Here is a 25,402-nt window from a genome sequence, read left to right as displayed (position 1 = left end):
TTCCTCCTTTGAACTAAACCCCTCAAAAATACCCCAATATGCTGGATAGTACCCAGCCATTGAGGTTAGTGACGCTACTGCATCAATTTAACCAAAATCAATGTTACTATTCCAAACAAAGTGGCGAGGATAATGGTCGCCTTTGCCAGAATTCCATCAAGACCCTTACCTTTGCCACCGAAAATAGATTCGGCTCCCCCGGCAATCGAACCCGACAAACCCGCGCTCTTCCCCGACTGCAACACTACAACGGCGATTAATGCAATCGAAAGTACGCCTTCCAAAATCATCAGTCCTGTTAACACTTCTTAACCCCCCTCACGACTGATACCGTTATTTAGTACCTCAGCCAACGAGAACATAAAGTATATCACCGGCCTTTTTGCCGCCATGCTTCGTTGTCGTCGCCTTACATATTTCCGATATGCGCGGCTCCTCCGCCTCGCCTGACGGCAAAAATTCTCGGTGCTATACTCCATAACCCCGCCGGCTGAGGCACTTACTGCAAAATCACGTTGCCAAGGCATAACAACATTCTAACACACTCCAGGATACTTGACAATTATCTAGTCGACTTTTTCACATATTTGCTACAATATTTTACCCAAAATTTTCTAAAATAAACATCGGCTTGCGCCAAGCCTTTGGCGACGGAGGAAGTCGTTGTTGATCCTGTTTTTAAGAAGCTATACTTTCTGTTAGGGAAAAATAAACAGCCGGAGGTACCGGCTGTCATTCCATACTGTTTTACGCCTTAGCGGAGGTGAGAACTGGTTAGGGAAGGTCGGGATGCAGGTCGGCGTTAACGACATGCGTATTCATGCGGCTGGTGCAGCCAAACCGGCCTTCCTGCTGCTGAATGACTTCCATATTGGAACTGCCGCAATGCTCGCAGACATGCTTTTCCAGGCATTCCAGCAAGTCTTCTTCACACTCATACAGATAACCGCAGTCACTGCATCGAATAAAATATCCCTTCGGCATAATTAGTTCACCTCCTTCCGGCGCGAACTTATTTTAGGTTATAAAAGACCTTGCGGCCGCGATACTGAGCAAGATCACCCAATTGCTCTTCAATCCGGAGCAATTGATTGTATTTTGCCACCCGGTCGGTACGGGCCGGAGCACCGGTTTTAATTTGACCGGCATTAACGGCTACGGCAATATCGGCAATAGTGGCATCCTCGGTTTCACCCGAACGGTGGGAGATAACACAAGTGTAGCCGGCCCGCTTCGCCATTTCGATAGTGTCAAAGGTTTCGGTCAGGGTGCCGATTTGATTTACTTTAACCAAAATGGAGTTAGCGGTTCTGGTGTCAATCCCCTGGCTCAGGCGCTCGACATTGGTTACAAATAAATCGTCGCCAACCAGCTGCACTTTGCCGCCCAAACGGTCTGTCAGCAGCTTCCAGCCATCCCAATCGTCTTCAGACATTCCGTCTTCAATCGAAATGATCGGATATTTTTCAACTAACTGACTATAGTATTCCACCATTTCAGCCGGAGTTTTCACAACACCTTCGCCTTCGAGATGGTAATTTCCGTCTTTAAAAATTTCCGTGGCAGCCACATCAAGTCCCAGCATAATTTGTTCACCCGGTTTGTAACCGGCGGCTTCAATCGCCTCAATGATAACTTTAAGCGCTTCTTCATTGGAAGACAGATTTGGAGCAAAACCGCCTTCATCGCCGACAGCAGTAGCTAAACCGCGGCTGCCAAGCACTTTTTTGAGACTGTGATAAATTTCCGAACCCATGCGGAGAGCTTCGGCAAAGCTGTCTGCGCCTACCGGCAAAATCATAAATTCCTGAACATCAACATTATTGTCGGCATGTTTGCCGCCATTGAGGATGTTCATCATCGGCACCGGCACTTCTTTGGCGTTAGCGCCACCGAGGTATTGATACAGGGTAAGCCCGGAAGCCGCCGCCGCTGCTTTAGCTACTGCCATGGATACGCCCAGAATGGCGTTAGCGCCTAACTTGGCTTTGTTGGGTGTACCGTCAAGTTCCAGCATGACTTGGTCAATACCGATTTGATCAAGTGCATCCATGCCAATAATTTCCGGAGTAATAATTTCGTTTACATTCTCGACAGCCTTCAGCACGCCTTTGCCCTGGTAACGGCTTTTATCGCCGTCACGCAGTTCCACCGCTTCATAAGCGCCGGTGGATGCCCCTGAAGGAACAGCGGCGCGGCCCATGGTGCCGTCTTCTAACAGTACATCGACTTCTACGGTCGGATTGCCGCGGGAATCCATAATTTCTCTGGCTAAAACATCAACAATGGTTGTAGACATGTGTTTCCCTCCTGCATATTTATTTGGCTAACAGACTTTTACCGGTCATTTCCGCCGGCTGAGCAATACCGGCCAGCGCTAAAATCGTCGGGGCAATATCGGCCAGGATCCCCTCACGCAGGCTGGCGCCCCGGTGGGCTTCCGAAACCAGAATAAAGGGTACCCGATTGGTGGTGTGAGCGGTAAAGGCTTCCCCGGTTACCGGGTCACGCATAACCTCCGCATTGCCGTGGTCGGCCGTAATCAGCGTAATCCCGCCCCGGTCATGCATCGCCCCGGCCACGCGGCCGACACACTGGTCAACCGTTGTTACCGCACTGGTCGCGGCCTCCAGCACACCGGTATGGCCTACCATATCGCCATTGGCATAGTTAAGAATGATAAGGTCATATTTACCGGATTTTATAGCGTCAACTACCTTGTCGGTAACTTCAGGTGCGCTCATTTCCGGTTTTAAATCATAGGTGGCTACTTTCGGGGAAGGAATAAGCAGCCGCTCTTCGCCGGCAAAAGGCTGTTCCTCGCCGCCATTAAAGAAGTAGGTAACATGAGCATATTTTTCCGTTTCGGCAATACGCAGCTGAGTATAACCGGCCCGGCTGAATACTTCGCCCAAGGTATTGGCCGTGTGAGCCGGAGGAAAGGCCACCGGCAAGGCCAGCGTCTCGTCATACTGCGTCATTGTCACAAAGTAGAGCGGCAGGTCCTCCTGGGTCCGTTCAAATCCTTCAAACGCGGCATCCTTTAAGGCATGACTGAGTTGGCGGGCCCGGTCGGGACGGAAGTTGAAGAAGATGACGCCGTCTCTGGGTTTTATCCCGCAATAGCCGCAACCGGCAACCACCGTCGGTTCTACAAATTCATCGGTTATGCCGGCTTTATAGGAGGCTTCGACGGCTTCGACGGCGGTGGGAGCCTGGGCGCACTGGCAATAAACCAGTGCCTGGTATTCTTTGCTGGTGCGCTCCCAGCGCTGATCCCGGTCCATGGCATAGTAGCGCCCGGAGATGGTGGCAATGGCGCCAACGCCAATTTCCGCCATCTTGGCTTCCAGCTCTTTTATATAGGTAACAGCACTGGAGGGGGGCACATCCCGCCCATCCAGAAAGGCGTGAACATAGACCTTGGTTATCCCCTGTTGTTTGGCTAATTCCAGCAGGGCGTACAAATGGTTGATATGACTGTGTACGCCGCCGTCGGAAAGCAGGCCCATGAGATGCAGCGTCCCGTCCGCAGCTTTGGTTTGTTCACAAACCTTGACAAACACCGGGTTATGAAAAAAATCACCGTCCCGGATAGATTTGCTGATACGGGTAAGCTCCTGATAAACAACGCGGCCTGCCCCGATATTCAGGTGACCTACTTCGGAGTTGCCCATCTGCCCTTCCGGTAAACCAACCGCCTCACCGGAACAAACAAGGGCAGTATTGGGATACATTTCGGTTAACAGCTTAATATGCGGGGTACCGGCTTTGGCAATAGCGTTGTATTCATCATCAACACGGCCAATACCCCAGCCATCCATTATAATCAGAGCAATGGGGGAAGAAAGTTTAGCCACGTTTATTCTCCTTTATTCATAAGGTCTAGGCTTTCCCCGAAAACATCACCAGCTTGCTGAAAGAATCTGCTTCCAGACTCGCTCCGCCAACCAGGGCGCCGTCAATGTCAGGTTGGGCCATAAGTTCAGCTATATTGTCCGGTTTGACGCTGCCGCCATATTGAATACGCAGACTGTCGGCAACTGTCTGACCAAACATCGCGCCTACCGTACGGCGAATAAAAGCGCATACCGCATTGGCATCTCCGGCCGAAGCCGTACGCCCGGTGCCGATAGCCCAAACCGGCTCATAGGCAATTACCAGGTTCGCGGCCTGCTCGGCGGTGAGACCTTCCAAGCCGCCCTCAACCTGAATACCGACAACCTTTTCCGTGGCATTGGCTTCCCGCTCAGCCAGCGTCTCGCCCACACATACGATGGGAGTTAAACCGGCCTTGAAAGCAGCCTTGGTTTTCTGATTTACGGTTTTGTCGGTTTCAGCAAAGTACTGACGCCGTTCAGAGTGACCAATAATCACATGGGTGCAGCCAATATCTTTCAGCATGCCGGGAGCGATTTCGCCGGTAAAGGCGCCTTTTTCCTCCCAGTGCATATTTTGAGCGCCCAAACCAATGGCAGTCCCTGCTACCGCACCGGCAGCGGCTGCCAGCGCCGTAAACGGCGGACACACCACCATATCCACATCGGTAACAGTCTTGGTCAAAGCAGCTAATTCCCGCACAAGTAGAGCGCCTTCACCGGCAGTTTTATACATCTTCCAGTTACCGGCAATAATGGGCTTGCGCATCATATCACTCCTTACTTTATTTATCCGCCAGCGCAGCAATCCCCGGCAGTTCCTTACCTTCCAGGAACTCCAGCGACGCACCGCCGCCTGTTGAAATATGCGTAATCTGGGCAGCCAGCTTGAGTTTTTCCAGCGCGGCTACCGAGTCACCGCCGCCGACAATGCTCTTGGCGCCTGAGGCGGCTACGGCTTTAGCAACCGCTTCCGTACCTACGGCAAAAGCGTCAAATTCAAACACTCCCATAGGGCCATTCCATACTACTGTCTTGGCCGTCTGCAGGCTTTGAGCAAACTTGGCGGCAGTAGCCGGACCAATGTCAAGCGCCATCCACTCTGCCGGAATTTGATCAACAGGGACTGTTTTCCGGTCGGCGTCGGCGGCGAATTTGTCGGCAACCACCACATCTTCCGGCAACAGCAGGCTGACGCCTTTGCTTTTAGCCATAGTTATCAGGTTTTTGGCCAATTCCAGCTTATCGGCTTCCACCAGCGATTTGCCGCATTTGTAGCCCTGGGCGGCCAGGAAGGTGTTGGCCATGCCGCCGCCGATGATCAGGGTGTCTACCTTTTGCAGCAGATTTTCGATTACACCGATTTTATCGGAAACCTTGGCCCCGCCGATAATGGCGACAAACGGACGTACCGGGTCGGTAACGGCCTGCCCCAGAAACAACAGTTCTTTATCCATCAGGAAGCCGGATATTGCCGGGATATATTTGGCAATGCCATGCACCGAGGCATGGGCGCGATGGGATACCCCAAAGGCATCGTTTACCAGAATGTCCGCCAATCCGGCAAGCTGTTTGGCAAATTCCGGATCATTTTTCTCTTCCTCGGCATGGAAACGAAGGTTTTCCAGCATGAGCACCTGGCCTGCGCCAAGAGCGGCTGACAGGCTGCGGGCCTCTGGGCCGATACAATCGGCGGCAAACTGCACTTCCCGGCCATAGAGCAGCTGGGACAGCTTTTGCGCCACCGGTTTAAGCGAGAATTCGGGCGCAACTTTGCCTTTAGGACGTCCCAGATGGCTGATAATAATAACAGCAGCGTTTTTCGAAAGCAAAAACTCCAGGGTGGGAATGGTGGCACGGATACGGGTATCATCAGTAATATTGCCCTCTTTATCCATCGGCACATTATAATCCACCCGGACCAGCACTTTTTTGCCAGATACCCAGATATCATTCAAACTTTTTTTATTCATATGTACTCCTCCCGCATTAGGTAAGGTGAGGTAGGAGAAGCAATCCCAATGCTTGAGATTGCTTCTTTATAATAAGACTTACAGACCTTTACCAATAATGAAGTTAATCAGATCAACGACCCGGTTAGAATAGCCCCACTCATTGTCATACCAGGATACTACTTTTACCAGATTGTCGCCTACCATCATGGTGGACGGGCCGTCTACAATGGAGGAATGCGGGTTGCCGTTATAGTCTTTGGAAACAAGTTCTTCTTCAGCAAACGCCATAATGCCTTTGAGTTCGCCATTGGCTGCGGTTTTTAACGCTGCATTGACGGCTTCAGCGGTGGCCGGTTTTTCCAGCTGCGCTACCAGGTCGGTGATAGATACGTTCGGGGTAGGCACACGCAGGGCAAAACCGTTCAGCTTGCCTTTGAGTTCAGGCAGCACCAGCGCTACCGCTTTGGCGGCACCGGTAGTTGTCGGAATAATGGACATGCCGGCGGCACGGGCCCGGCGCAGGTCTTTGTGCGGCAGGTCAAGGATGTTTTGGTCATTGGTATACGCATGAACGGTAGTCATCAAGCCGGACTTAATGCCGAAGTTTTCATGCAGCACTTTGGCAAAAGGAGCCAGGCAGTTGGTGGTGCAGGAAGCATTGGAGATGATGTGATGGTTAGCGGCATCATATTTGTCCTGGTTAACACCCATAACGATGGTAATATCTTCGTTTTTGGCTGGAGCCGAAATAATGACTTTCTTAGCGCCGGCCTCAATATGAGCCATGGCTTTGTCTTTTTCGGTGAAACGGCCTGTTGATTCAACAACGATATCAACACCCATGGCCTTCCACGGCAGGTTTGCCGGCTCTCTTTCCGCCAGCACTTTTACCAGCTTGCCATTAACTTCGATACCGCCTTCAACAGCCTTAACGTCGCCGGCTAAGGTGCCGTGAACCGAATCGTATTTCAAAAGATGGGCAAGAGTTTTTGCATCTGTCAGGTCATTTACCGCCACAATTTCAAATTGCGGGTTATTTAGTGCTACCCGAAAAACATTCCGGCCAATACGGCCAAAACCGTTAATACCTACTTTAATAGTCATAATAGAACTCCTCCTCAATATTAATGATTAGTATTTATTAGTAACTGAATGGCCTTAGCCGCCGCCTCGTCGGTAACAAGGACATCTTGTCCGCCTGCACCAACTACGGCCAAAATGGCCTTAGCTTTGGCGCTGCCCCCGGCTACGGCAATTACGGTTCCAATTCCGGCCAGGTCATCCAGTCGTAAACCGATACTGCTGGTAACATGCACAATTTTCCCCGGTAAAGCGCAGTATTGCCCCAGCGCTTCACCCACAGCGCCGCAGCGCTCAATCTTGGCAAAGGTTTCCGGCGGTACGCCGCGACGTTCAGCCATCTCGGCGGCTTCACCGATACCATGAACGAGAATGTCGGCGTGTTTGATCATTTCCGCCACCGCTCTGAGGTTCGTGTCGCCGTCCAATATGGCTTCCAGCGTTTCTTCATTGACTCCGTCCGGAATATGCAGCATCCGGTAGCGCCCGCCTAACTTGCCGGCCATAACGGCAGCAATGGTATTGGCCTGATATTCGACAACTTCCCCCAGGCCGCCCCGGGCGGGAACAACGGTAGTGGCAGGAAAACTGAAATTAATGGCTTCCGCCACCTTGGCCATAGTGGAGCCGCCGCTTACAGCCACCACCATCTGGTCTGTCAGATACTGACCAAGCACACCGGCGGTAGCCCGGCCAAGTTCGCGCCGTACGGCACGGTCGATCTCGCTGTCGCCGGGAATTATGATAACCTTTCTGAGGTTCAGCTGCCGGCTCAGTTCAATCTCCAAGCCGACTAAATCTCTGAGCAAACGGATGTATTCGGCCAAATCGGCCATTATAGCTTGCCCTTCGGCGGTTACACTCATCCCTAACGGCGAAAACTCGACCAGTCCGGCATCTTTCAGCCAATCCACCTGTGCCCTGACCACCCGCTCCCCCATATGGAGCAGCGTTGCCAGCGCCCGCCGGCCTACCGGCTGGGTATGCTGGATATGGCGCAGGAGATTGTATCGTGCTTCAATAATTTGTGTAAGTTCAGGCGCAAATTTGCGCTGCAGTTGAATGATTTTTTCCATACTAGCTCCCCGGGCTAAAGTAAGTCCCACATGTACATATCATGTCCCATATTGAATAAAAAATATCGATTTCACTTTATAATGTTCGCTAGTCATAATGAAAATCCTGCCTGATTATCTATTATCCGGCATTTTTTCTCCTGCAATTATCTGGCGTTAATTTTTCCCTGATACACAATTCCTTGTTTTGGATCAACCGTAACCGTCATGCCGTCAGTCAAACGCTCGGTGGCGCCATCGGCACCGACAATGACAGGTATGCCAAAGCTAATGCCGACAACAGCGGCGTGAGAAGTAAGCCCGCCCTCTTCGGCAATAATGGCTCCCGCCTGGGCGGCATACACCGCGGTTTCTTCATCAACCGCCTTTAGTACCAGAACATCGCCTTTTTGAAATTTAGCCTTCAGCTCTTTGACCGAGCGGGCAATGCACAGTTTCCCGGTCGCCGCCAACCGGCCAATCCCCGTCCCTTTAAGCAGAATATTGCCGACAACATGCACCCGGATCATATTCGTGGTTCCCGAGGTTCCTGACGGAACGCCGGCAGTAACAACAACCAGATCACCTTCTTTGACTGCGTCGGCCGCTAACGCGCTGCCGATGGCATTGGCCGTCATCTCGTCCGTGCTGGTTGCATCCGGCGCCAATACCGGGTAAACACCCCAGTACAGCAGCGAACGGCGCAAGGTATTTTCCCGGGGAGTAACAGCAATAATGGCTGATTTCGGGCGGTATTTTGATACCATTCTGGCAGCATGGCCTGTATGGGTTGCGGCAAGTATGGCTGCCGCTCCCAGACCGTGAGCCACCTGGACACTGGCATGGCTAATGGCCTCGGTTGTCGTTTTTTCCTGGCCAATCCCTTTAGCCAGCAGCATTCGGTCATATGGCAGGGATGCTTCTATGCGTACAGCCAGTTTGGCCATGGTTTGCACCGCTTCCACCGGATACTGCCCTGACGCCGTTTCACCACTGAGCATGATGGCGTCAGACCCGTCTAAGATCGCGTTGGCGACATCACTGGCTTCCGCCCGCGTAGGCCGGGGATTTGTCAGCATGGATTCCAGCATTTGCGTAGCCGTTATCACCGGTTTACCGGCCTTATTGCATTTCTCAATAATCATCTTCTGCACCAGCGGCACTTCTTCTACCGGAATTTCCACCCCTAAGTCGCCTCTGGCTACCATTACCCCGTCGGTCACCTTAAGGATTTCATCAATCCGTTTGACACCTTCGGCATTTTCTATTTTAGCGATAATATCAATATCATTTTGCACACCGGCCTCTTCCAGCAGCTTGCGGATAGCCAGGATATCACCGGCCCGCTGCACAAAAGAAGCGGCAATGAAGTCAATGCCTTGTTTGATCCCGAATTGAATATCGGCGACATCCTGTTCGGCCAATAACGGCAATTTGACATATACACCCGGTGCAGCCACCCGCTTGCGGTCTGAAATGAGTCCGCTGTTTTGCACAGTTGTCGTGATATCCTGCCCGGATACGGCTTCTACCTTCAGGCTGATGAGTCCGTCTGAAAGCAAAATCATATCTCCTGGCGCTATTTCTTCATGAAAATGCGGGTGATTGACTGCCGCCACCGAATTATTGCCGACAATATCCCGGGTGGTCAGGGTGAAGGTTTGGCCCTGTGACAGGATTGTCTTGCCCCCTTCAAACTTTCCCAGCCGCATTTCCGGCCCTTTATTATCCAGCATGATGGCCACCGCCAGCTTGGTGGCCCGCGCCGCTTCCCGTACCATAGCGATGCGCCGGGCATGCTCTTCGTGAGAACCATGGGAAAAATTAAATCTGGCGACATTCATTCCTGCCAGCAGCAGGTTTTCCAGCACACCGGGTTTATCAGTGCTTGGCCCGACTGTACAGATAATCTTTGTTTTTTTCATCTGCATCCCCCTATTATTTAGTACTGAGCAACTTTTCTAACCACATCATAGGCCTGATCCCGGGCGATGGTAAAACCATTAATCCCGGCTTTTGCCAGCAAAACCGCACAGCGTTTATCCTGATCGGTAGTCTCCAGGAAGGCTTGGCGTAACCGCTCTGACAGCTCAGGAGGTATTTCCGGCCTGCAAACAATGGCATCTTTGGGTATTGCTTCTGTCTGGGCCAGAATTACCAGCCTTTCCACCGGATACCCTTTGCTTCTGGCAGTCTCTATCGCCTCAGAATACGTGGCGCCGCCGTCAACAATCCCCTCAAGCACTGCCTCGATAACCCGGTTATGACTGCCTAAAAATACCGTTTCCCCAAAGAAAGTGTCGGCATTTTTACCGCGCTGCGCCAGCAGGGCCCGCGGATAGATATAGCCGGATGCCGATTGGCGGTCCACAAAGGCAAACTTTTTACCCTGTAAGGCATCAAGCGTATTGCCTTTTTCTTTTGCGCCAATGATAAGGCCGGTGTAGGATGCGCTATGATTGACAACAGGCGTAACCAGCGGCATAAGTTCGCCCGCCCGCTTCGCCGAAACATAAGCAAACGGCGAAAACCAGCCTACATCCACAATTCCGTCAAACATGGCCCGGCCAAGCGCATCATAGTCGGAGACGATGATAACCCGGGCACACAAGCCAACCTTTTGGGCCACATGCTGCAAAATGGGGACATAGGTTTCGCGGATGATTTGCGGAATGGTAAAGGGATTTACACCAACTACAATATCTGTGGCCGACTTGGACTTCACAGCCACCGATTGCAGTTTGTCGGCCACGATGGTAATGGCCTTGGCATGGGCAAAAACCTGTTCCAGATTTTCTTGCTGCAGGTTGACACTGGCCTGTATGGATTGGGTATTTGCCGCAATTTCCACCGTCGCCGTGCCAATAATCCCGATAGCTGACGCCATTTGTTCGGTGGTAAGTGTCTGGCTTTCAGATAATTGGCATAGCCGCTCCACCGTGCTGCCAATACCGGTAATATGTTCAACAATGTCCTGCATGGCCTGGGTGGACTGGCGGGCCATGGTTTCCATTCCTGCCAGTCTGTCCCGGCCTGCCAGCATGCTTGCCGTTACCTGGGCAGTCTCTCTGGTAATATCACCGATAACGGCATCCACTTCCTGGGTAATTTGCGCGCTTTCCCCGGCAAGGTTTCTTACCTCCTGGGCAACAACCGCAAACCCCCGCCCGTGTTCCCCGGCCCTGGCGGCCTCAATGGCCGCATTTAATGCCAGCAGATTGGTCTGACTGGCAATCCGCTGTATCTTGCCGGTAAACTCACTAATTCGCCGGGAAGCTTCATTTAAGCCGTCTACCGAGCGCGCCGCCGCCTCAACCACCCGCGCTACATCGGTCATGGTATTGGTCACATGAATAAACTCTTCCTGGCTCTTTACCGTCAACTCCAGGGAAGCCCTGCATTGTTCAAGCACTTCCCGTGACGAATGGGTCACAACGCCGGCAGTGGCTGCGGTTTCCTCGATGCCGGCAGCGGTCTCCTCTGTACTGCTGGCATTATTTTCGGTTTCTCTGGCTACGGCTTTTGACAGTTCTCCCAATTGGGTTAACGCGGTTTTACTTTGCTGCATCTCCCAGACTACCTGCTGAGATATAAACGCCAAATCGCCGGCAATGCCAAACATGTCAATGGTATCGGCAGAGCCATCCGGTTTATGCGCCGCAGCAAGTGGGATTGTTTTTACTTTTCCCGGTTCCTGCGCGCAGGCTGCTTGTTTGAACAGTCCTGTTGCAAGTTGTGCCATCCAGCTTCGTCTTTTTTCCATACGTCATCCTTCACCTCTTACGTATGTGCTACTATTTCCTTTCGTAGGCAGCCCTTACGAGGGAAATGGGATGGGCTGTCTTAACCCCGGCACCATGGGCAATCTGCAGGCGGCAGGTACCGCAGTCGGAAAGCGCGGTAGTTACACCGCTGGCCTTAATGGTCTCGAACAGATTGCTGCCAATATTCATGGCTATCTCATATTTGTCTGCTTTAAAGCCGTAGTTGCCGGAGATGCCGCAGCAGCCGGCATCGGCAGCCACCACCTCAATACCGGGAAGCATACGGACAAGTTCCAGGCCGGGGGTGCCAATGCCCTGCACTCTGAGATGGCAGGGGGCATGATACATATAGCGGCCTGCCTGTTTGGCAAAATTGGTATTAAGCCGTCCCTGGTCATAAAGCTCCAGTAAAAACTCCGAGATATCATAGACACGGCCGGCCACAAGCTGTTGATCCTCAATGTCGAACAGCTCCTGGTATTCCTGCTTAAGCATCAAACCACAACTGGTACAAGCCGTTATAATCGGAAGCCCCTGCTTAGCATACTGCTGTAAGATCGCCATATTCTTCCGGGCATTGGCCTCGGCTTCCTCCATATACCCGTTAACCACCAGCGGCGAACCGCAGCATACGGTATCTTCCGGGACAATTACCTGAAATCCGTTGGCTTGCAGCACGGCCACAACATCCAGTCCGACCTGCGGCTGATTATAGTTCACAAAACACCCCGGGTAAAATACCACCTTATCGGCCTGCGGCTTTTGTTTAATTTTCCGGAACTGCTTGATAAAGGATGCGGCTGCATAGGCCGGCAGCGGCATTTGGTCAGATATCCCGATCCCCTTTAGTACCGTCTTGCTCAGAAGATTATGCATGCCCATATTGGCAAGACCGGGAGTAAGGCCGGCCATTTTGGCCATTTGCTCGCCATGGGACAACAGCCAATCCCGCAGCGGCTGCTTATGGGTCTTGTAATAGTTGGCTCTGGCCTTCATATTCAAGGTGGAAATGGGTACCCGCGAGGGGCAGCTGATATCACAGTTTTTACAGTTAGAACAATATTCCAGCGCAGCCTCATACTCTTCGTCCAATAACCGGAACCGTTCACCGGCCGGACCTGCCAGCTTGGGGCCCCGGAACTCCCGCACAGCCTGAGTGACCGGGCAGTGAACCACACAAGCGGTACAGGACGTACAACTGTCCGGATTGTAATGATGTTTTTTCATAGTTATTCTCTCCTATACAGACATACCGGCTTTATAACCAGATACCAGCGCTACCCCATTGCCCGACTTTTCCAGGCAATAATCGTAGCCAGCCAGGTTACGACCGGCAATATAGACATTATCGAGCAGTATCTCCCCCTGTGCATCTACCGGCCGCAGGCTGGCATCCACGTTAATACCAATTTTGGCAAAAGGCTGGGCTGTACCGGTAAACAGCCTGAGGGTTCCCCATTCTTCCTTATCGGCCGGAGCAGTTACCGGCAGGTTGCATACGGTTTCACTCACACTGTCATGTTCTGCCACAAGGCCGCCGCCAAAAAAGCCGCCGGTAGCCAGAATAACCGCCTTCGTATGATAGGTGCGTTCACGGTCAATGTTGCCGGTGACAACAGCCGTAACCCCGTTGCCGTCTCGCTTTACCCCAATGGCATGTGCCTGTTCCATGATGCTGACTCCCAGCTTTTTAGCCCGCTCGAGCAGCATGGCGCGTAACCGCAAACCGGTAACGGCGGTCGGCATAATGACGGTTTCCACAAAAGTGCAGTTAAGCATTTTTTCCAAAGTATCCTTAACGGCGTAACCCGGCCGGACCCCCAAAACAGGCGGAATAATTACAACACTGCCTGGTTTTAGCTGTTTTGACAATTGTTCCCGGCAAGCCTGCTGCCCCTGAATTGTGTCCAGCCATCTGGCAATATCCACGGTGCTCACATCCCGCCCGCCGCGAAAGCCGGGATCAATTTCCAGCTTTTCATACTGTTTTTGATACCCCGGCAGCTTGCTTAAGCCTTTGATCACCAGTTCAGGATAATAATCCTTCAACCGGGTAAAGCCGGCCACCACTACCTGGCTGGCCGTCTGGACAGCCGCCGTATCCATAGTCAGCGGCACCAGACAGCTGGGTTTTAAGGTGCCGATAGCTGTCGGCAGCCACTGCATCTCGTTAAGGCTGCCCTGATAGGCAAAGCCTTCTTGCTGACAAAGCGTCAGAAAAAAATCCACTGCCGCTGTAATTGTCTCCATACCGGCCTTGGTGTACGGATGTTCCGGCGGCAAACTTGCCAGTCCTGTACGGGGATTGGCCACCGGGGTGCCGCCTGACAAATAGCCCAGGATATCGATAGTACCGCCGCCAATAGCCAGTGTGCCGGCACCGGCGGTCATAAGCGTAACCTTTTTGCCTCGTCCGGCTGCGGTAATGGCTGCTGTCAGGCCAGCAAGACCGCCGCCGATTACAATAACATCACTTGTTCTCATGATCGACCGCTCCATCTATATTTAATGCCGCCGCATAGATGCCCCGCATCAATTCGGCTTCCCGCAACTGATTCCCCCACAGCACCGGCCGGATACCATTCCAGCGGGCCTCCAAAAAATCCTCAATAAGCCGGGGGGCATCCTTGCCGGTAATTAACTCATTGGCTGCCGCTGCCCCTACGCCGCGAAAACCGCAAAAGGCTCCCTGACAAGTCCCCATACCCATGCGCGTTTTGCGCCGTACATCTTCCAGACTGTAGCTGGTATCATCGGCCGCCATAGCCTCGACTTCAGCCAGAGTAACCATTTCACACTCGCATAAGAGCTGCCGCTTAGCCGGATCGGTTTCCATGGCTTTTACGACTTCGGGAAATTTGGGACCAAGCCGGGAAGCCGCCCGGTCAACACCATAGGCCGGGAAAAACCGTCTGGCCGCTTCGATATCGGCGGCTGCCGCATCGGCAATCATCGGTTCGGCGGCAGTGCGGCACTCAGCCATGACCCCAAGATGTTCACATACCTTGTCGGCCATCTTTTCGGCCATAAGCCGGTAGGTCGTCAGTTTACCGCCGACAATTGTCGCCATGCCTTTGAGGCCGTCCTGTTCATGATCAATGATGGTAAAATTGCGGGAGGCCGCCCTGCCGGCCGCCGGATCGGCGCTGTAGAGCGGGCGGGTTCCGGCAAAGGTCCTGAGGATACGGTAATGATAAATATCTTCAAATAATGGCTGGCCGATTTTCAGCAGGGTGGCCACCTCGGCTGCCCGCGGGATGGTGTCGTCAGGCCTGGTTGCCGGCGAAGAGGTTGTGCCGAAAATAGTAATTGAACCGTGCGGCACAAAGATATCACCGTCAGACGGCGGCCGCAGCCTGTTGACAATCCGGCTGGTAAACCGGTGGTTAAAGGCAATTAACACCCCTCTGTCAGGACTGACATGAACGTCCACTCCGGCCAGATGCGCTACCTGTCCCACCCAGGAGCCTGCGGCGTTGACAATATAGTCACAGGCAATTGAGCCGGTCTGGCCTGTAAGGGTATTTCTGACCTTAACTCCCACCACCTGATTATTTACATGTTCAATAGCGGTTACTTCCGTATAGGTTAATGCTTCCCCCCCATACTTACGGGCTGATATAACATTTTGCCAAACCAGGCGGAAGCCGTCTATGGCGGAATCCGGCACCCGGTAAGCGGCAACCGCCCTGCCGGTAAGCTGCGGCTCCAGGCGTCTGGCTTCTGCCGGGGTTATGGGGATGGCCGGAATATTCACCTGCGCACAGGCTGTCACCCATGCGGCTTCAAAGGCTTCGTCATCCTCCGGCAGCCTGATAAACAAGCCTTCGGTTTCTTCCACCGCGTGTCTGGCCACTTTCCGCAAAATCATATTTTCTTCAATACATTCCTGCGCCGATTCGGCATCTTTTACCGCATACCGGCCGCCGCTGTGCAACAGCCCGTGAAAGCGCGAGCTTGTGCCATAGGCCAAATCTTTTTGTTCAACTAAAATTGTTTTTACACCGCGCATGGACAAATCCCGGAGAATACCAACCCCGGTTGCCCCGCCGCCGATGACTACTACAGTAGCTTGCCTCATAATTTATATCCCCTTTGCGAGAATTCTGCCTTTTGTCAGGGCAAAAAAAGGTAGAGAAGTCCCCTTGGGCCAACGATCCGGCGCAAGAAGGACTTCTCTTCATCTCTAAGTCCGTTGTATAGCGTTTTTAAAAACTGAATTCTTTACTCTTCCCAATCCATCGAGCGCTTAACTGCCTTTTGCCAGCCTTTATAGAGTTTGGCGCTTTGCTCGCCTGCCATTTTCGGTTCGAAACGATTGTCAAGTTTCCAGTTCTTAATCAACTCTTCCTTGTTGCCCCATACGCCAACAGCCAAGCCGGCCAGATAGGCGGCACCCAAAGCGGTAGTTTCGGTAACCTGCGGACGGTCAACCGGAACACCCAGAATATCTGCCTGGAACTGCATAAGAATATTGTTTACCACCGCGCCGCCGTCCACTTTGAGGGCTTGCAGCCTGATATCGGAGTCGGCTTCCATCGCGCTTAACACATCTTTGGTCTGATAAGCCATGGAATCAAGGGTAGCCCGAACCACATGGGCCTTGGTAGTGCCGCGGGTCAGACCGAGAATCGCGCCGCGGGCAGTCATATTCCAATACGGAGCACCCAGGCCGACAAAGGCAGGAACAACATACACGCCTTCGGCATCGCTGACTTTTTGGGCAAAGTATTCGGAGTCAGGAGCGGCATCAATCAGCTTGAGACCGTCGCGCAGCCACTGAACTGCCGAACCGGCAACGAAAATGCTGCCTTCCAAAGCATACTCAACCTTGCCTTCAATTCCCCAGGCAATGGTGGTTAACAGGCCGTTCTTCGACTCATACACCTTGTCGCCGGTGTTCATCAGCATGAAGCAACCGGTGCCATAGGTGTTTTTCGCCATACCGGGCTGGAAGCAGGTTTGACCGAACAAGGCGGCCTGCTGGTCACCGGCGGCGCCGGCAATCGGCACAGCGGCACCAAAGAATGCCGCGGGGTCGGTATGACCGTAAACCTCACTTGACGGATGCACCTCCGGCAGCATGGAAGCGGGAACAGTCAGCGCGGCCAAAAGTTCTTCATCCCATTTGAGCTCGCGGATATTATACATTAAAGTCCGGGAGGCATTGGAGTAGTCGGTGACATGTACCTTGCCGCCTGACAGTTTCCAGATCAGCCAGGTATCAATCGTGCCGAAAAGCAGTTCACCGTTTTCCGCTTTAGCCCGGGCGCCCTCGACATTATCCAGGATCCATTTTACCTTGGTGCCGGAAAAATAAGCGTCAACTACCAGACCGGTTTTTTTGCGGAAGGTGTCTTCCAGGCCTTTGGCCTTCAAGTCATTGCAGATGTCCATGGTTTGGCGGGACTGCCAGACAATCGCGTTATATACCGGTTTGCCTGTTGCTTTCTCCCATACCACCGTGGTTTCACGCTGGTTGGTAATCCCAATGGCGGCGATATCGGCAGTGCTGATGCCGGCTTTGGCCACAGCTTCAGCGACAACACCAATTTGGGAGCCCCAGATTTCATCGGCATTGTGCTCTACCCAGCCTGGTTTGGGAAAAATCTGAGTAAACTCTTTTTGGGCAACTGCAACAATATTGGATTCCGAATCGAAGACGATGGCCCGCGAACTGGTTGTTCCTTGGTCAAGCGCAAGTACGTACTTTTTAGACATGACAGCAACTCCCTTATTTTTAATTTATATTTGGAGATTTCTTGTGTGAAATCCCAATTACAGCATTCCGGCGGCTTTAGCCACTATTACGGCCAGCCCTGCGCCCATCATTGGGCCAAGCACCGGAATCCAGGAATACCCCCAGTCAGAACCGCCTTTACCGGCAATCGGCAAAATAGCATGGGCAATACGGGGACCAAGGTCACGGGCAGGGTTAAGCGCATAACCGGTAGGACCGCCAAGGCTGAGACCCAGTGCCCATACCAGCATACCTACCAGATAAGGGCCAAAACCAGGAGCCAGACCGCCAACAGGCTTGGAGAAGATAGCAAATATTCCGATAACTAACATCGCAGTGGCGATAATTTCGCATAAGAGGTTGGAAAAGGTATTACGGATTGCAGGAGCTGTACTGAATACCGCCAATTTTAAGCCTTTATCTTCCGTAGCTTCCCAGTGTGGCAGGAAGGCCAGCCAAACAATCGTGGCACCGGCGATACCGCCGGCAATTTCAGCCAGCATGGTAACAACCGCATGACCAGGCTCATATACGCCTAAGAACATTTTAGCAAAAGTAACTGCCGGGTTAAGATCGGCCTGGGGCGCGCCGGTAGCGATGGCGCTGAATACGCCAAGCATAACAGCCATGGCCCAGCCTGTTACAATAGTCAGCCAGCCGGAACCCTCGGCTTTGGATTTCGACAAAAGGCAGTTAGCGACAACGCCGCAACCAAAAATACACAGAACCATTGTGCCAAAAAATTCACCAAACAAATTTGTCATAAATAAGACCCTCCTCTTCTTCTATAACGCATTAGACTTCCTGACAATAGCTGCTGATCCTGTCTGCCGTCTGACCGCCTCCTTACAGGGACAAAAAAATAAAGTCAAAATTAACACCAGAACAGCCAATGCTGTCCAGATGGAAATTCGGACTTTTCTTTATCTCTGTCCCATATTCTTATGATTATATATATTCTACTCCCTTTTTATAATTCCTGCTTATTTTGAAGAGTTTGAAAAGTTATTATTTTCACTCATCTTCCAGCTTATTTACTTCACGCATTATGACTCCGGCTGCAGCTGCGGCGCTACCGGGAAGAGGCAGACTCCCTGCCTGAGTCATCCCCATAATTCGCGCTTGCTGGCACTCACGGCACTTAGACCACTGTTAATGGCCTGCTTAATATCTTCCGCCGTATGCATCAGTCCGCCGCCCAAAATCGGCAGCCCGGTCAAAGCGGCCAATTCTGCCACCACGTTCGCCGGAACAGAAGCAGGCAGCAGTTCCAGCGCATCCGGTTTATAGCCTTTAAGTAAATTTACGCCGGTTTTAATGGCTTCCGAATCCATTAAAAATAAGCGATGAATAACCAGCATCCCGGATTCACGGGCCAGTTTTCCCAGTTGCGGTTTAGTTGTAATAACAGCTGCCACACCCATGCGGGCTAAAAATACAATACCTGCTTTATCCTTGCCAACACCGCCCAGTAGATCCAGGTGCACCAGGGCGCGCTTCTTTTTGGCCCGGGCTTGCAGCAACAGCTCCGGCAATATGTTGATATCACCAAACAGCAGGCTGATACTGGGACTGGAGGAATGCTCCAGCGCATACTTAAAATCCTCATAATTACGTGGTGCGGGTATGACATAGCCGTTACATAGCAGTTTTACAATACTACACGCTGCCATCAGGCATTCACCGCCTCAATAATAGTTTTTTTGTTCTTAATTCGCCATTGCTTTACAGATACCTTTCGGCATTACAATATTTAGTTCCCATTTAATGTAAAATTTCAAAAGTAAATTCACTGTCAACCTGAAAAGGTAACAGTGAATTTACAGCTTTTCCAGTACTTAATGCCTTTTGCGCTTGCTGGAGGCGGCAATTCCCAATTCTTCCCGGTACTTGGCAATAGTCCGCCGTGAAAGCATAATTCCCTTGCTGTTAAGCGTATCGCACAACGCCTGGTCGCTTAACGGCTGGCTCTGGTCTTCGGCGGCAATCAGTTCCTTGATCTCCTGTTTCACCCGGCTGGCCGATACGTCTTCCCCATCGGCTCCCTGTACGCCGGAGGTGAAAAAACTATGCATACCGAAAACCCCATGCGGCGTGGCCATATATTTATTGGCTGTAGCCCGGCTTACCGTTGATTCATGAACCCCGATCTGCTCGGCTACCTTTTTCATGGTCAGCGGCCGGATGCATTTGGGGCCGGCATCAAAAAATTCACTCTGCAGGCCAATGATGGCCTCTGTCACATTATATAAGGTGCGCCGGCGCTGTTCGATGCTTTTGATCAGCCAAACGGCGGCATTAATCCGGCCTTCCACATATTTCCGCGCATCGCTGTCGGCATCCCGGGCAATTTCACGGTAATAGGGATTGATGGATATCTGCGGCACATAATTATCATTAATATGGATGCTATAGCCGTTGTTCACACGTTCGACAGTAACATCAGGAATAATATAGGCTGCCTGACCGCCACCGAAGGCCCGCCCCGGTTTGGGATCAAGGGTACGGATTATATCAACAGCCTGCTGCACCTCATGCATCGAACAATGCTGTTTGTCGGCAATTTGCTTATACCGGCCTGCGGCCACCTGGTCAAGATGGTCTTTGATCACGGCAATTGCCAAATCAATTTTCGCGTTGCCGCCTTCCGACTGTTTGTGTTCCAGTTGGAGGAGCAAGCATTCTTGCAGGCTGCGGGCGCCTACGCCCAGGGGATCAAAGGTTTGAATAATTTGCAGCACCTCAATTACCGCCGCTTCTTCTACCCCTAGCCGGAGCGCAGCCTCGGCGGCTGTTTCGCATAAATAACCATTATCATCAATGCAGCCGATAAGATATTTTCCGATCATCAGGTGCGCGGCCTCAAACACGGCAAAATGCAGTTGCATTTCCAGATAGTCCTGCAGCGAAACGGCGTCAGTATCAGCGATTTCCCGCCGCGGTGCCGGTTCGGCGGCTCCTGAATGGGTACTGCCGGCTGTTTGTTTGCCGCTTAATAAATATTCCATCCAGCCATCGGCTTCCGGCTGGGTGTCGTACTCACGGACGGGTGCTTCGGCTTCCATTGCAGGTTCCTCCCCGTTCCCGTCTGCGGTTGGTTCAAGTACCGGATTTTCCAGTAATTCCTTTTCCACCAATGCCGCCAGCTCGGTGGCCGGCAGTTGGAGAATCGCAATTGCCTGGCGTAATTGGGGAGTCATTATTAACTTTTGTGTGGTTTCCAGTTTAAGCCCGTAATCCAATTGCACAGCGTTAACCCCCCCTCAGGTCTATGCCTGTCCTTCTATCATAATACTATGACAATTCTTACTAATTCATGTCAGCAAATTCGCGGTAATTGTTCACCTGACAACATGTCCAGGAGACGCAATCCGCCTACTGTGGTTTTAAGTGCCACCTGCCCGGCCGGCTGCTCGGTCACACTGCCGATAATACAGGCCTCACCGGCTAACGGATGCTGGTGCATGATTGTCAGAACTTTATCACTATATTCTTTTTCGACAAAAACAACCACTTTTCCTTCATTGGCAAGGTATAAAGGGTCAAATCCCAATATTTCGCAGACAGCCTGTACTTCCGGCTTCACCGGCAAAAGGCTTTCCTCCAGAATTATCCCAACACCGGCGTCGCCGGCAATCTCATTCAGCGTCGTCGCCAGCCCGCCCCGGGTAGGGTCCCGCAGCATAGTAATCGCCGGCACTTCGGTAAGCATGGCCTGGATGAGCTTGTTCAGCGGCGCGCAATCGCTGACAATCTTTGCCGGCAGTGTCAGTCCATGCCGTTCACTCATAACAGCAATGGCATGATCCCCCAGATAACCGCTGACAATGACGGCCTGTCCCGGTTTAACCCGTTTGACGGTAATGTCTGCCCCAGGCTGCACAAGGCCAATGCCGGCGGTATTGATATAGATACCGTCCACCGCCCCTTTTTCCACAACCTTCGTATCACCGGTAACAATCTGAACACCGGCTTCCCGGGCAGCCAGCCGCATGGAGGCTACAATTTTCTCAAGCTCAGCGGCAGGCAGCCCTTCTTCTAAAATGAACCCGGCGCTCAGATACAGCGGCACGGCACCGCACATGGCCAAATCATTGACAGTACCGCAAACAGCCAATTTGCCGATATCGCCGCCGGGGAAAAAGCGCGGTTTTACCACATAGCTGTCGGTGGCAAACGCCAGGCTGGCACCGCCGGCAAGGACTCTGGCCCCGTCATGCAGTTCGTCCAGTGCCGGATTGCTGAAAGCCGGCAGAATAATACTTTTCAGCAAGTCATGGCTGAGGCGGCCGCCGCTGCCATGACCCAGCAGAATCTGTTCCTGTTTTTTATGCATAGGTCCACCGTCCTTGGCCATATTTATACCAGGCGGCGCAGGCCCCTTCCACCGACACCATACAGGCGCCCACCGGCTGCTCCGGCGTGCAGCTCCGGCCAAAATGCGGGCAGGCGTCCGGCACAATCAGACCGCGCAGCACTTCACCACAGCGGCAGCCGGCCGGTTCACGGGTTACCACATTATCTAACGGCAATCTGGTTTGCGCGTCAAAATGCCGGTACTCCGGCCGTAAGGCAAGGCCTGAGCCGTCAATACCGCCAAACCCGCGCCAATTGGCAGCAGCAGGCTGGTATACCTGTTCAAGGATCTTCCTGGCTGACGGATTACCTTCCGGTTTTACCACCCGCCGGTATTGGTTGGCCAACTCGGCTTTGCCGCCGGCAAGCTGTTCGATTAAGATATAGATGGCCTGCAGGATATCGAGAGCTTCGAAGCCGGTAACGACAGCAGGCACCTGATAGGTTTCCGCAACAAACCGGTAAGGTTCCAGGCCGCTGATGGCTGCCGCATGCCCTGGTAGCAAAAAGCCGTCCACCTTGCCGTCCGGCGCCGCCAGGATGGCCTGCAAGGCAGGGGGTACCAGCTTATGCGCCGACAGCACCAAAAAGTTGTCCAGGCCCTGCTGCTCAGCCTGCAGCACGGTAGCCGCCGCAGTGGGAGCGGTTGTCTCAAAACCAACCGCCAGAAAAATCACGTTTTTCCCCGGATTATCCCGGGCAACCGGCAGGCTTTCCAAAGGCGAGTAAACAATGCGGATATCGGCTCCCCGCGCTTTTTCCGCCATCAGCGTGGATTCAGAACCCGGCACCTTGAGCATATCGCCAAAGGTGGTGATAATAGTGTCCGGCCGCCGGCTATAAGCTATCGCGGTATCCAGATACTCATTGGGCGTGACACATACCGGGCAGCCCGGCCCGCTGACCAGTTCCACAGACGTCGGCAGCAGCTGCCGGATACCGCTGCGAAAAATGGCCACCGTATGGGTGCCGCATACTTCCATCAGGCGCACCGGCCGGCTGACCCGCCTGGCTATGCCTGCAGTGAAAAAGGCAGCAGCGCGGGCTGTTTCCTCAGCTGTCAACCGCATATTGTTCCAGCTCCTTAAATAATTCCAAAGTACGCCTTGCTTCTGCCTCGTCAATGGCCTGAATGGCAAAACCGGCATGGATTAACACATAGTCGCCCACCGCCGCCTCCGGCAGCAGCATCAGGCTAACCTGACGGGTTACGCCGCTGACCGTAACGGTGGCCATATATTCGCTGCGTTCTGTTATTTGGGCAGGAACGGCCAAACACATAATTATCTGCTCCTTTCCCCGGCAATGACGGCCTGGCCGAGCGCCAGACCGCCGTCATTGGCCGGCACCTGCCGGTGAAGATATATTGTCAGTCCGTGTTGCGCGAGCATTCCGATAATTTGTTGTAACAAGGTAATATTTTGGAAAACCCCACCGCTTAAGACGATGTCCCGGATGCCGGCGGCCCTGCTGATATGTCGTGCAACCTCACAGGTGGCTGCCGCCAGCGTTGTATGAAAGTCGGCGGCAAGCTGCGCGCTGGCTGTGCCTGCCTGGATTTCCCGGCACAGGGCGTCAAATAGCGGCCGGTATTCCAGTATCCAGCTTCCCTCAGTTTCACTGACAGCATATGGCAGCACCCTACCGTTATGGCCCTGAGCCGCCAGTTCAAGCTCAACAGCGGCCTGGCCTTCATAGTTAATGGTGCGGCGAATACCCAGCAGCGCGGCGGCAGTGTCGAACCACCGGCCGGCACCTGAGGCCAGCGGGGTATTAATGCCTTTTGCCGCAGCCGCCAGCACCAATTCCCAGCCAGGCGGCAGCGCCTGTGCCAGCGGTATATTCCGGTTAACAAAGTCCTGGCCATACAGTTCCTGCAGCCACCAGAGAGCCGGCCGCCAGGGCTCGCGGATGGCTTTAGCCCCGCCCGGCAGCGGCAGTGTCGCCAGATGTCCTGCCCGGCGGTATTCTTTCAGGTCGGCCAGCAAAAATTCGCCGCCCCACAAGGTACCGTCCGGACCATAGCCTGTACCGTCAAAAGCAATGCCGATAACCGGACCTTGCAAATGATGTTCGGCCATAACGGCGGCAATATGGGCATGGTGATGCTGCACCGCCACTACCGGCAAGTCAAGCGCCGCCGCATATTTGGTGGACAGATACCCGGGATGCAGGTCACAGGCAATCACCTGCGGCGTAACACTAAGCAGCCGCTGATAGTGCGCAATGGCTTCCACATAGGACTGATAGGTAGGCAGATTTTCCAGATCGCCGGTATGGGCGCTTAAAAAAGCCTGCTTGCCTCTTGTCAGGCAAAAGGTGTTTTTCAGTTCACCGCCCACGGCCAGCACCGGCGGCAGCTCACGCGCCAGGTTGACAGGCGCCGGTACATACCCCCGGCTGCGCCGGATAAAATAAGGCTGCTCCTCCACCACTCTGACTACCGAATCATCAGCCCGGCAATAAATATCCCGGTCATGCACCAAAAAGTAATCGGCAATGGTATTAAGACGCGCCAATGCGTCATCATCCTGATAGGCAATAGGCTCATCACTGCTGTTGCCGCTGGTCATAACCCAGATATCGTCCTCGCCCAGCAGCAGATAATGTGCCGGGGTATAGGGCAGCATCATGCCGATATAGGGATTGCCGGGGGCAATGCTGCCAGCCAGCCGGTAGTTGTCGCCTTTCGCCAGGAGTACCACCGGTCTGGCCGCACTGGTCAGCAGCTGTTCTTCGGCAGCAGCTACCAGGCAATGAGCTTTGGCGGCTGCCAGACTGCCGGCCATCACGGCAAACGGCTTATCTTCCCGGACTTTGCGCGCTCTCAGCCGGGCCACCGCAGCTTCCTCCCTGGCGTTAACTGCCAGATGATAACCGCCAATCCCTTTTACCGCCAGAATAGCCCCCCCTGCTATGAGTTGTGCGGCCATAGCAAATATATCCCCGTCGCTCAGCGGCCGTCCTGCATTATCCAGCAGCCTGTAAGCCGGGCCGCATACCGGACAGGCGTTAGGCTGGGCATGAAAACGGCGGTTGGCAGGGTTGTCATATTCCGCCTGGCAGGCCGGACACATGGTAAACCGGTGCATGGTGGTAGCCTGCCGGTCGTAGGGAATATCCTCAATGATGGTAAAACGGGGACCGCAATCGGTGCAGTTGATAAAAGGATAGCGGTAACGCCTGTCGGCCGGCTGCAAAAGTTCCCTGACACAGTTAGGGCAGGTTGCTACATCGGGCGAAACCAGCGCCGTCTTGCACTGGCCGTCAACACTGGGCCTGATGCTGAAGCCGGCATAGCCGCAAGGTTCACGGCAAGCCACCGTAATGGCCTCAATGACGGCCAGCGGCGGAGCCTGATGCTTCAGGGCCGCGATAAAGCCGGTAATGGCCGTCTGGCTTCCCTCCAGCTCCAGTTCCACACCGTTGGCATTATTTGACACCCAGCCGCATACCCCATACTGCTCAGCCAGCTTATAGACAAAGGGGCGGAAACCCACCCCCTGGACGATACCGGTTATATGAATATGAACAGCTGTGTTAGTCATAAACAGACTCCTTACTGCTCCCGTTT

The 25,402-nt window shown here is 53.2% G+C and carries 20 protein-coding genes and 1 pseudogene; all 21 read right to left on the bottom strand.

Translation table 11 applies throughout. From position 1 onward, the window contains the following. Positions 1-74: 74 nt before the first annotated feature. Positions 75-305, bottom strand: coding sequence for a preprotein translocase subunit SecG (gene secG / locus GT1_RS13685; protein ID WP_188399229.1), 231 nt, complete (start codon positions 303-305; stop codon positions 75-77). Between the two features lie 469 nt (positions 306-774). Then, positions 775-984, bottom strand: coding sequence for a hypothetical protein (locus GT1_RS13680; RefSeq protein WP_188399228.1), 210 nt, complete (start codon positions 982-984; stop codon positions 775-777). 28 nt (positions 985-1,012) lie between these two features. Further along, the gene (eno, locus tag GT1_RS13675; RefSeq protein ID WP_188399227.1) at positions 1,013-2,299 is read right to left on the bottom strand and encodes a phosphopyruvate hydratase; all 1,287 of its coding nucleotides are present in this window, start codon (positions 2,297-2,299) and stop codon (positions 1,013-1,015) included. Positions 2,300-2,318: 19 nt separating this feature from the next. Further along, positions 2,319-3,860: a 2,3-bisphosphoglycerate-independent phosphoglycerate mutase gene (gene gpmI / locus GT1_RS13670; RefSeq protein WP_188399226.1), complete on the bottom strand. Its 1,542-nt coding sequence runs from the start codon at positions 3,858-3,860 to the stop codon at positions 2,319-2,321. A 25-nt stretch (positions 3,861-3,885) separates the two neighbouring features. After that, positions 3,886-4,647, bottom strand: coding sequence for a triose-phosphate isomerase (gene tpiA, locus GT1_RS13665; RefSeq protein WP_075757418.1), 762 nt, complete (start codon positions 4,645-4,647; stop codon positions 3,886-3,888). Positions 4,648-4,663: 16 nt separating this feature from the next. After that, positions 4,664-5,851, bottom strand: a complete 1,188-nt coding sequence (locus GT1_RS13660) for a phosphoglycerate kinase (RefSeq protein ID WP_075757417.1) — start codon at positions 5,849-5,851, stop codon at positions 4,664-4,666. Between the two features lie 78 nt (positions 5,852-5,929). Further along, positions 5,930-6,937 carry a type I glyceraldehyde-3-phosphate dehydrogenase gene (gene gap, locus GT1_RS13655; protein ID WP_188399225.1) on the bottom strand — a complete coding sequence of 336 codons (1,008 nt, stop codon included), beginning with the start codon at positions 6,935-6,937 and terminating at the stop codon, positions 5,930-5,932. A gap of 20 nt (positions 6,938-6,957) precedes the next feature. Further along, positions 6,958-7,989 carry a sugar-binding transcriptional regulator gene (locus GT1_RS13650; protein ID WP_188399224.1) on the bottom strand — a complete coding sequence of 344 codons (1,032 nt, stop codon included), beginning with the start codon at positions 7,987-7,989 and terminating at the stop codon, positions 6,958-6,960. A gap of 146 nt (positions 7,990-8,135) precedes the next feature. Then, entirely contained in the window at positions 8,136-9,893 is a 1,758-nt protein-coding gene (pyk, locus tag GT1_RS13645; RefSeq protein ID WP_188399223.1) for a pyruvate kinase, read from the bottom strand. Between the two features lie 17 nt (positions 9,894-9,910). Then, positions 9,911-11,731, bottom strand: a complete 1,821-nt coding sequence (gene phnD / locus GT1_RS13640; protein ID WP_188399222.1) for a phosphate/phosphite/phosphonate ABC transporter substrate-binding protein — start codon at positions 11,729-11,731, stop codon at positions 9,911-9,913. Between the two features lie 31 nt (positions 11,732-11,762). Continuing rightward, complete coding sequence (locus tag GT1_RS13635) at positions 11,763-12,959, bottom strand: anaerobic glycerol-3-phosphate dehydrogenase subunit C (protein ID WP_188399221.1); 1,197 nt, start codon at positions 12,957-12,959, stop codon at positions 11,763-11,765. Positions 12,960-12,971: 12 nt separating this feature from the next. Then, complete coding sequence (gene glpB, locus GT1_RS13630) at positions 12,972-14,216, bottom strand: anaerobic glycerol-3-phosphate dehydrogenase subunit GlpB (RefSeq protein ID WP_188399220.1); 1,245 nt, start codon at positions 14,214-14,216, stop codon at positions 12,972-12,974. Further along, positions 14,203-15,813 carry an anaerobic glycerol-3-phosphate dehydrogenase subunit GlpA gene (gene glpA, locus GT1_RS13625; RefSeq protein ID WP_188399219.1) on the bottom strand — a complete coding sequence of 537 codons (1,611 nt, stop codon included), beginning with the start codon at positions 15,811-15,813 and terminating at the stop codon, positions 14,203-14,205. Before glpA ends, glpB begins: the two co-directional genes overlap by 14 nt. A 143-nt stretch (positions 15,814-15,956) precedes the next feature. Further along, the gene (gene glpK, locus GT1_RS13620; RefSeq protein ID WP_188399218.1) at positions 15,957-17,453 is read right to left on the bottom strand and encodes a glycerol kinase GlpK; all 1,497 of its coding nucleotides are present in this window, start codon (positions 17,451-17,453) and stop codon (positions 15,957-15,959) included. 57 nt (positions 17,454-17,510) lie between these two features. Continuing rightward, positions 17,511-18,239: pseudogene (locus GT1_RS13615) on the bottom strand (MIP/aquaporin family protein); the annotation flags it as partial. Positions 18,240-18,575: 336 nt separating this feature from the next. Further along, positions 18,576-19,145 carry a glycerol-3-phosphate responsive antiterminator gene (locus GT1_RS13610; protein ID WP_188399216.1) on the bottom strand — a complete coding sequence of 190 codons (570 nt, stop codon included), beginning with the start codon at positions 19,143-19,145 and terminating at the stop codon, positions 18,576-18,578. A gap of 165 nt (positions 19,146-19,310) precedes the next feature. Beyond that, positions 19,311-20,720 (bottom strand): RNA polymerase factor sigma-54, encoded by a 1,410-nt coding sequence (rpoN, locus tag GT1_RS13605; protein WP_223226257.1) that lies wholly within the window; start codon positions 20,718-20,720, stop codon positions 19,311-19,313. 71 nt (positions 20,721-20,791) lie between these two features. Further along, positions 20,792-21,808: a hydrogenase expression/formation protein HypE gene (gene hypE, locus GT1_RS13600; RefSeq protein WP_223226256.1), complete on the bottom strand. Its 1,017-nt coding sequence runs from the start codon at positions 21,806-21,808 to the stop codon at positions 20,792-20,794. Then, entirely contained in the window at positions 21,801-22,898 is a 1,098-nt protein-coding gene (hypD, locus tag GT1_RS13595; protein WP_188399214.1) for a hydrogenase formation protein HypD, read from the bottom strand. Before hypD ends, hypE begins: the two co-directional genes overlap by 8 nt. Then, positions 22,882-23,109, bottom strand: a complete 228-nt coding sequence (locus tag GT1_RS13590) for a HypC/HybG/HupF family hydrogenase formation chaperone (protein ID WP_188399213.1) — start codon at positions 23,107-23,109, stop codon at positions 22,882-22,884. Before GT1_RS13590 ends, hypD begins: the two co-directional genes overlap by 17 nt. A gap of 2 nt (positions 23,110-23,111) precedes the next feature. Beyond that, positions 23,112-25,376 (bottom strand): carbamoyltransferase HypF, encoded by a 2,265-nt coding sequence (gene hypF, locus GT1_RS13585; protein WP_188399212.1) that lies wholly within the window; start codon positions 25,374-25,376, stop codon positions 23,112-23,114. Between the last annotated feature and the right edge of the window lie 26 nt (positions 25,377-25,402).

The organism is Sporomusa sp. GT1, from assembly GCF_014634905.1.
GTDB lineage: Bacteria > Bacillota > Negativicutes > Sporomusales > Sporomusaceae > Sporomusa > Sporomusa sphaeroides.
This window is presented reverse-complemented; position numbering and strand designations above follow the sequence as displayed.

Excerpts from the sequence above, each read along its gene's own strand:
- GT1_RS13650 (WP_188399224.1), bottom strand. The coding sequence starts at position 7,989 with ATGGAAAAAATCATTCAACTGCAGCGCAAATTTGCGCCTGAACTTACA.
- GT1_RS13680 (WP_188399228.1), bottom strand. The coding sequence starts at position 984 with ATGCCGAAGGGATATTTTATTCGATGCAGTGACTGCGGTTATCTGTAT.
- hypE (WP_223226256.1), bottom strand. The coding sequence starts at position 21,808 with ATGCATAAAAAACAGGAACAGATTCTGCTGGGTCATGGCAGCGGCGGC.
- glpA (WP_188399219.1), bottom strand. The coding sequence starts at position 15,813 with ATGAGGCAAGCTACTGTAGTAGTCATCGGCGGCGGGGCAACCGGGGTT.
- GT1_RS13610 (WP_188399216.1), bottom strand. The coding sequence starts at position 19,145 with ATGGCAGCGTGTAGTATTGTAAAACTGCTATGTAACGGCTATGTCATA.
- phnD (WP_188399222.1), bottom strand. The coding sequence starts at position 11,731 with ATGGAAAAAAGACGAAGCTGGATGGCACAACTTGCAACAGGACTGTTC.
- gap (WP_188399225.1), bottom strand. The coding sequence starts at position 6,937 with ATGACTATTAAAGTAGGTATTAACGGTTTTGGCCGTATTGGCCGGAAT.
- GT1_RS13660 (WP_075757417.1), bottom strand. The coding sequence starts at position 5,851 with ATGAATAAAAAAAGTTTGAATGATATCTGGGTATCTGGCAAAAAAGTG.
- GT1_RS13590 (WP_188399213.1), bottom strand. The coding sequence starts at position 23,109 with ATGTGTTTGGCCGTTCCTGCCCAAATAACAGAACGCAGCGAATATATG.
- pyk (WP_188399223.1), bottom strand. The coding sequence starts at position 9,893 with ATGAAAAAAACAAAGATTATCTGTACAGTCGGGCCAAGCACTGATAAA.
- glpB (WP_188399220.1), bottom strand. The coding sequence starts at position 14,216 with ATGAGAACAAGTGATGTTATTGTAATCGGCGGCGGTCTTGCTGGCCTG.
- hypF (WP_188399212.1), bottom strand. The coding sequence starts at position 25,376 with ATGACTAACACAGCTGTTCATATTCATATAACCGGTATCGTCCAGGGG.
- hypD (WP_188399214.1), bottom strand. The coding sequence starts at position 22,898 with ATGCGGTTGACAGCTGAGGAAACAGCCCGCGCTGCTGCCTTTTTCACT.
- GT1_RS13635 (WP_188399221.1), bottom strand. The coding sequence starts at position 12,959 with ATGAAAAAACATCATTACAATCCGGACAGTTGTACGTCCTGTACCGCT.
- tpiA (WP_075757418.1), bottom strand. The coding sequence starts at position 4,647 with ATGCGCAAGCCCATTATTGCCGGTAACTGGAAGATGTATAAAACTGCC.
- glpK (WP_188399218.1), bottom strand. The coding sequence starts at position 17,453 with ATGTCTAAAAAGTACGTACTTGCGCTTGACCAAGGAACAACCAGTTCG.
- eno (WP_188399227.1), bottom strand. The coding sequence starts at position 2,299 with ATGTCTACAACCATTGTTGATGTTTTAGCCAGAGAAATTATGGATTCC.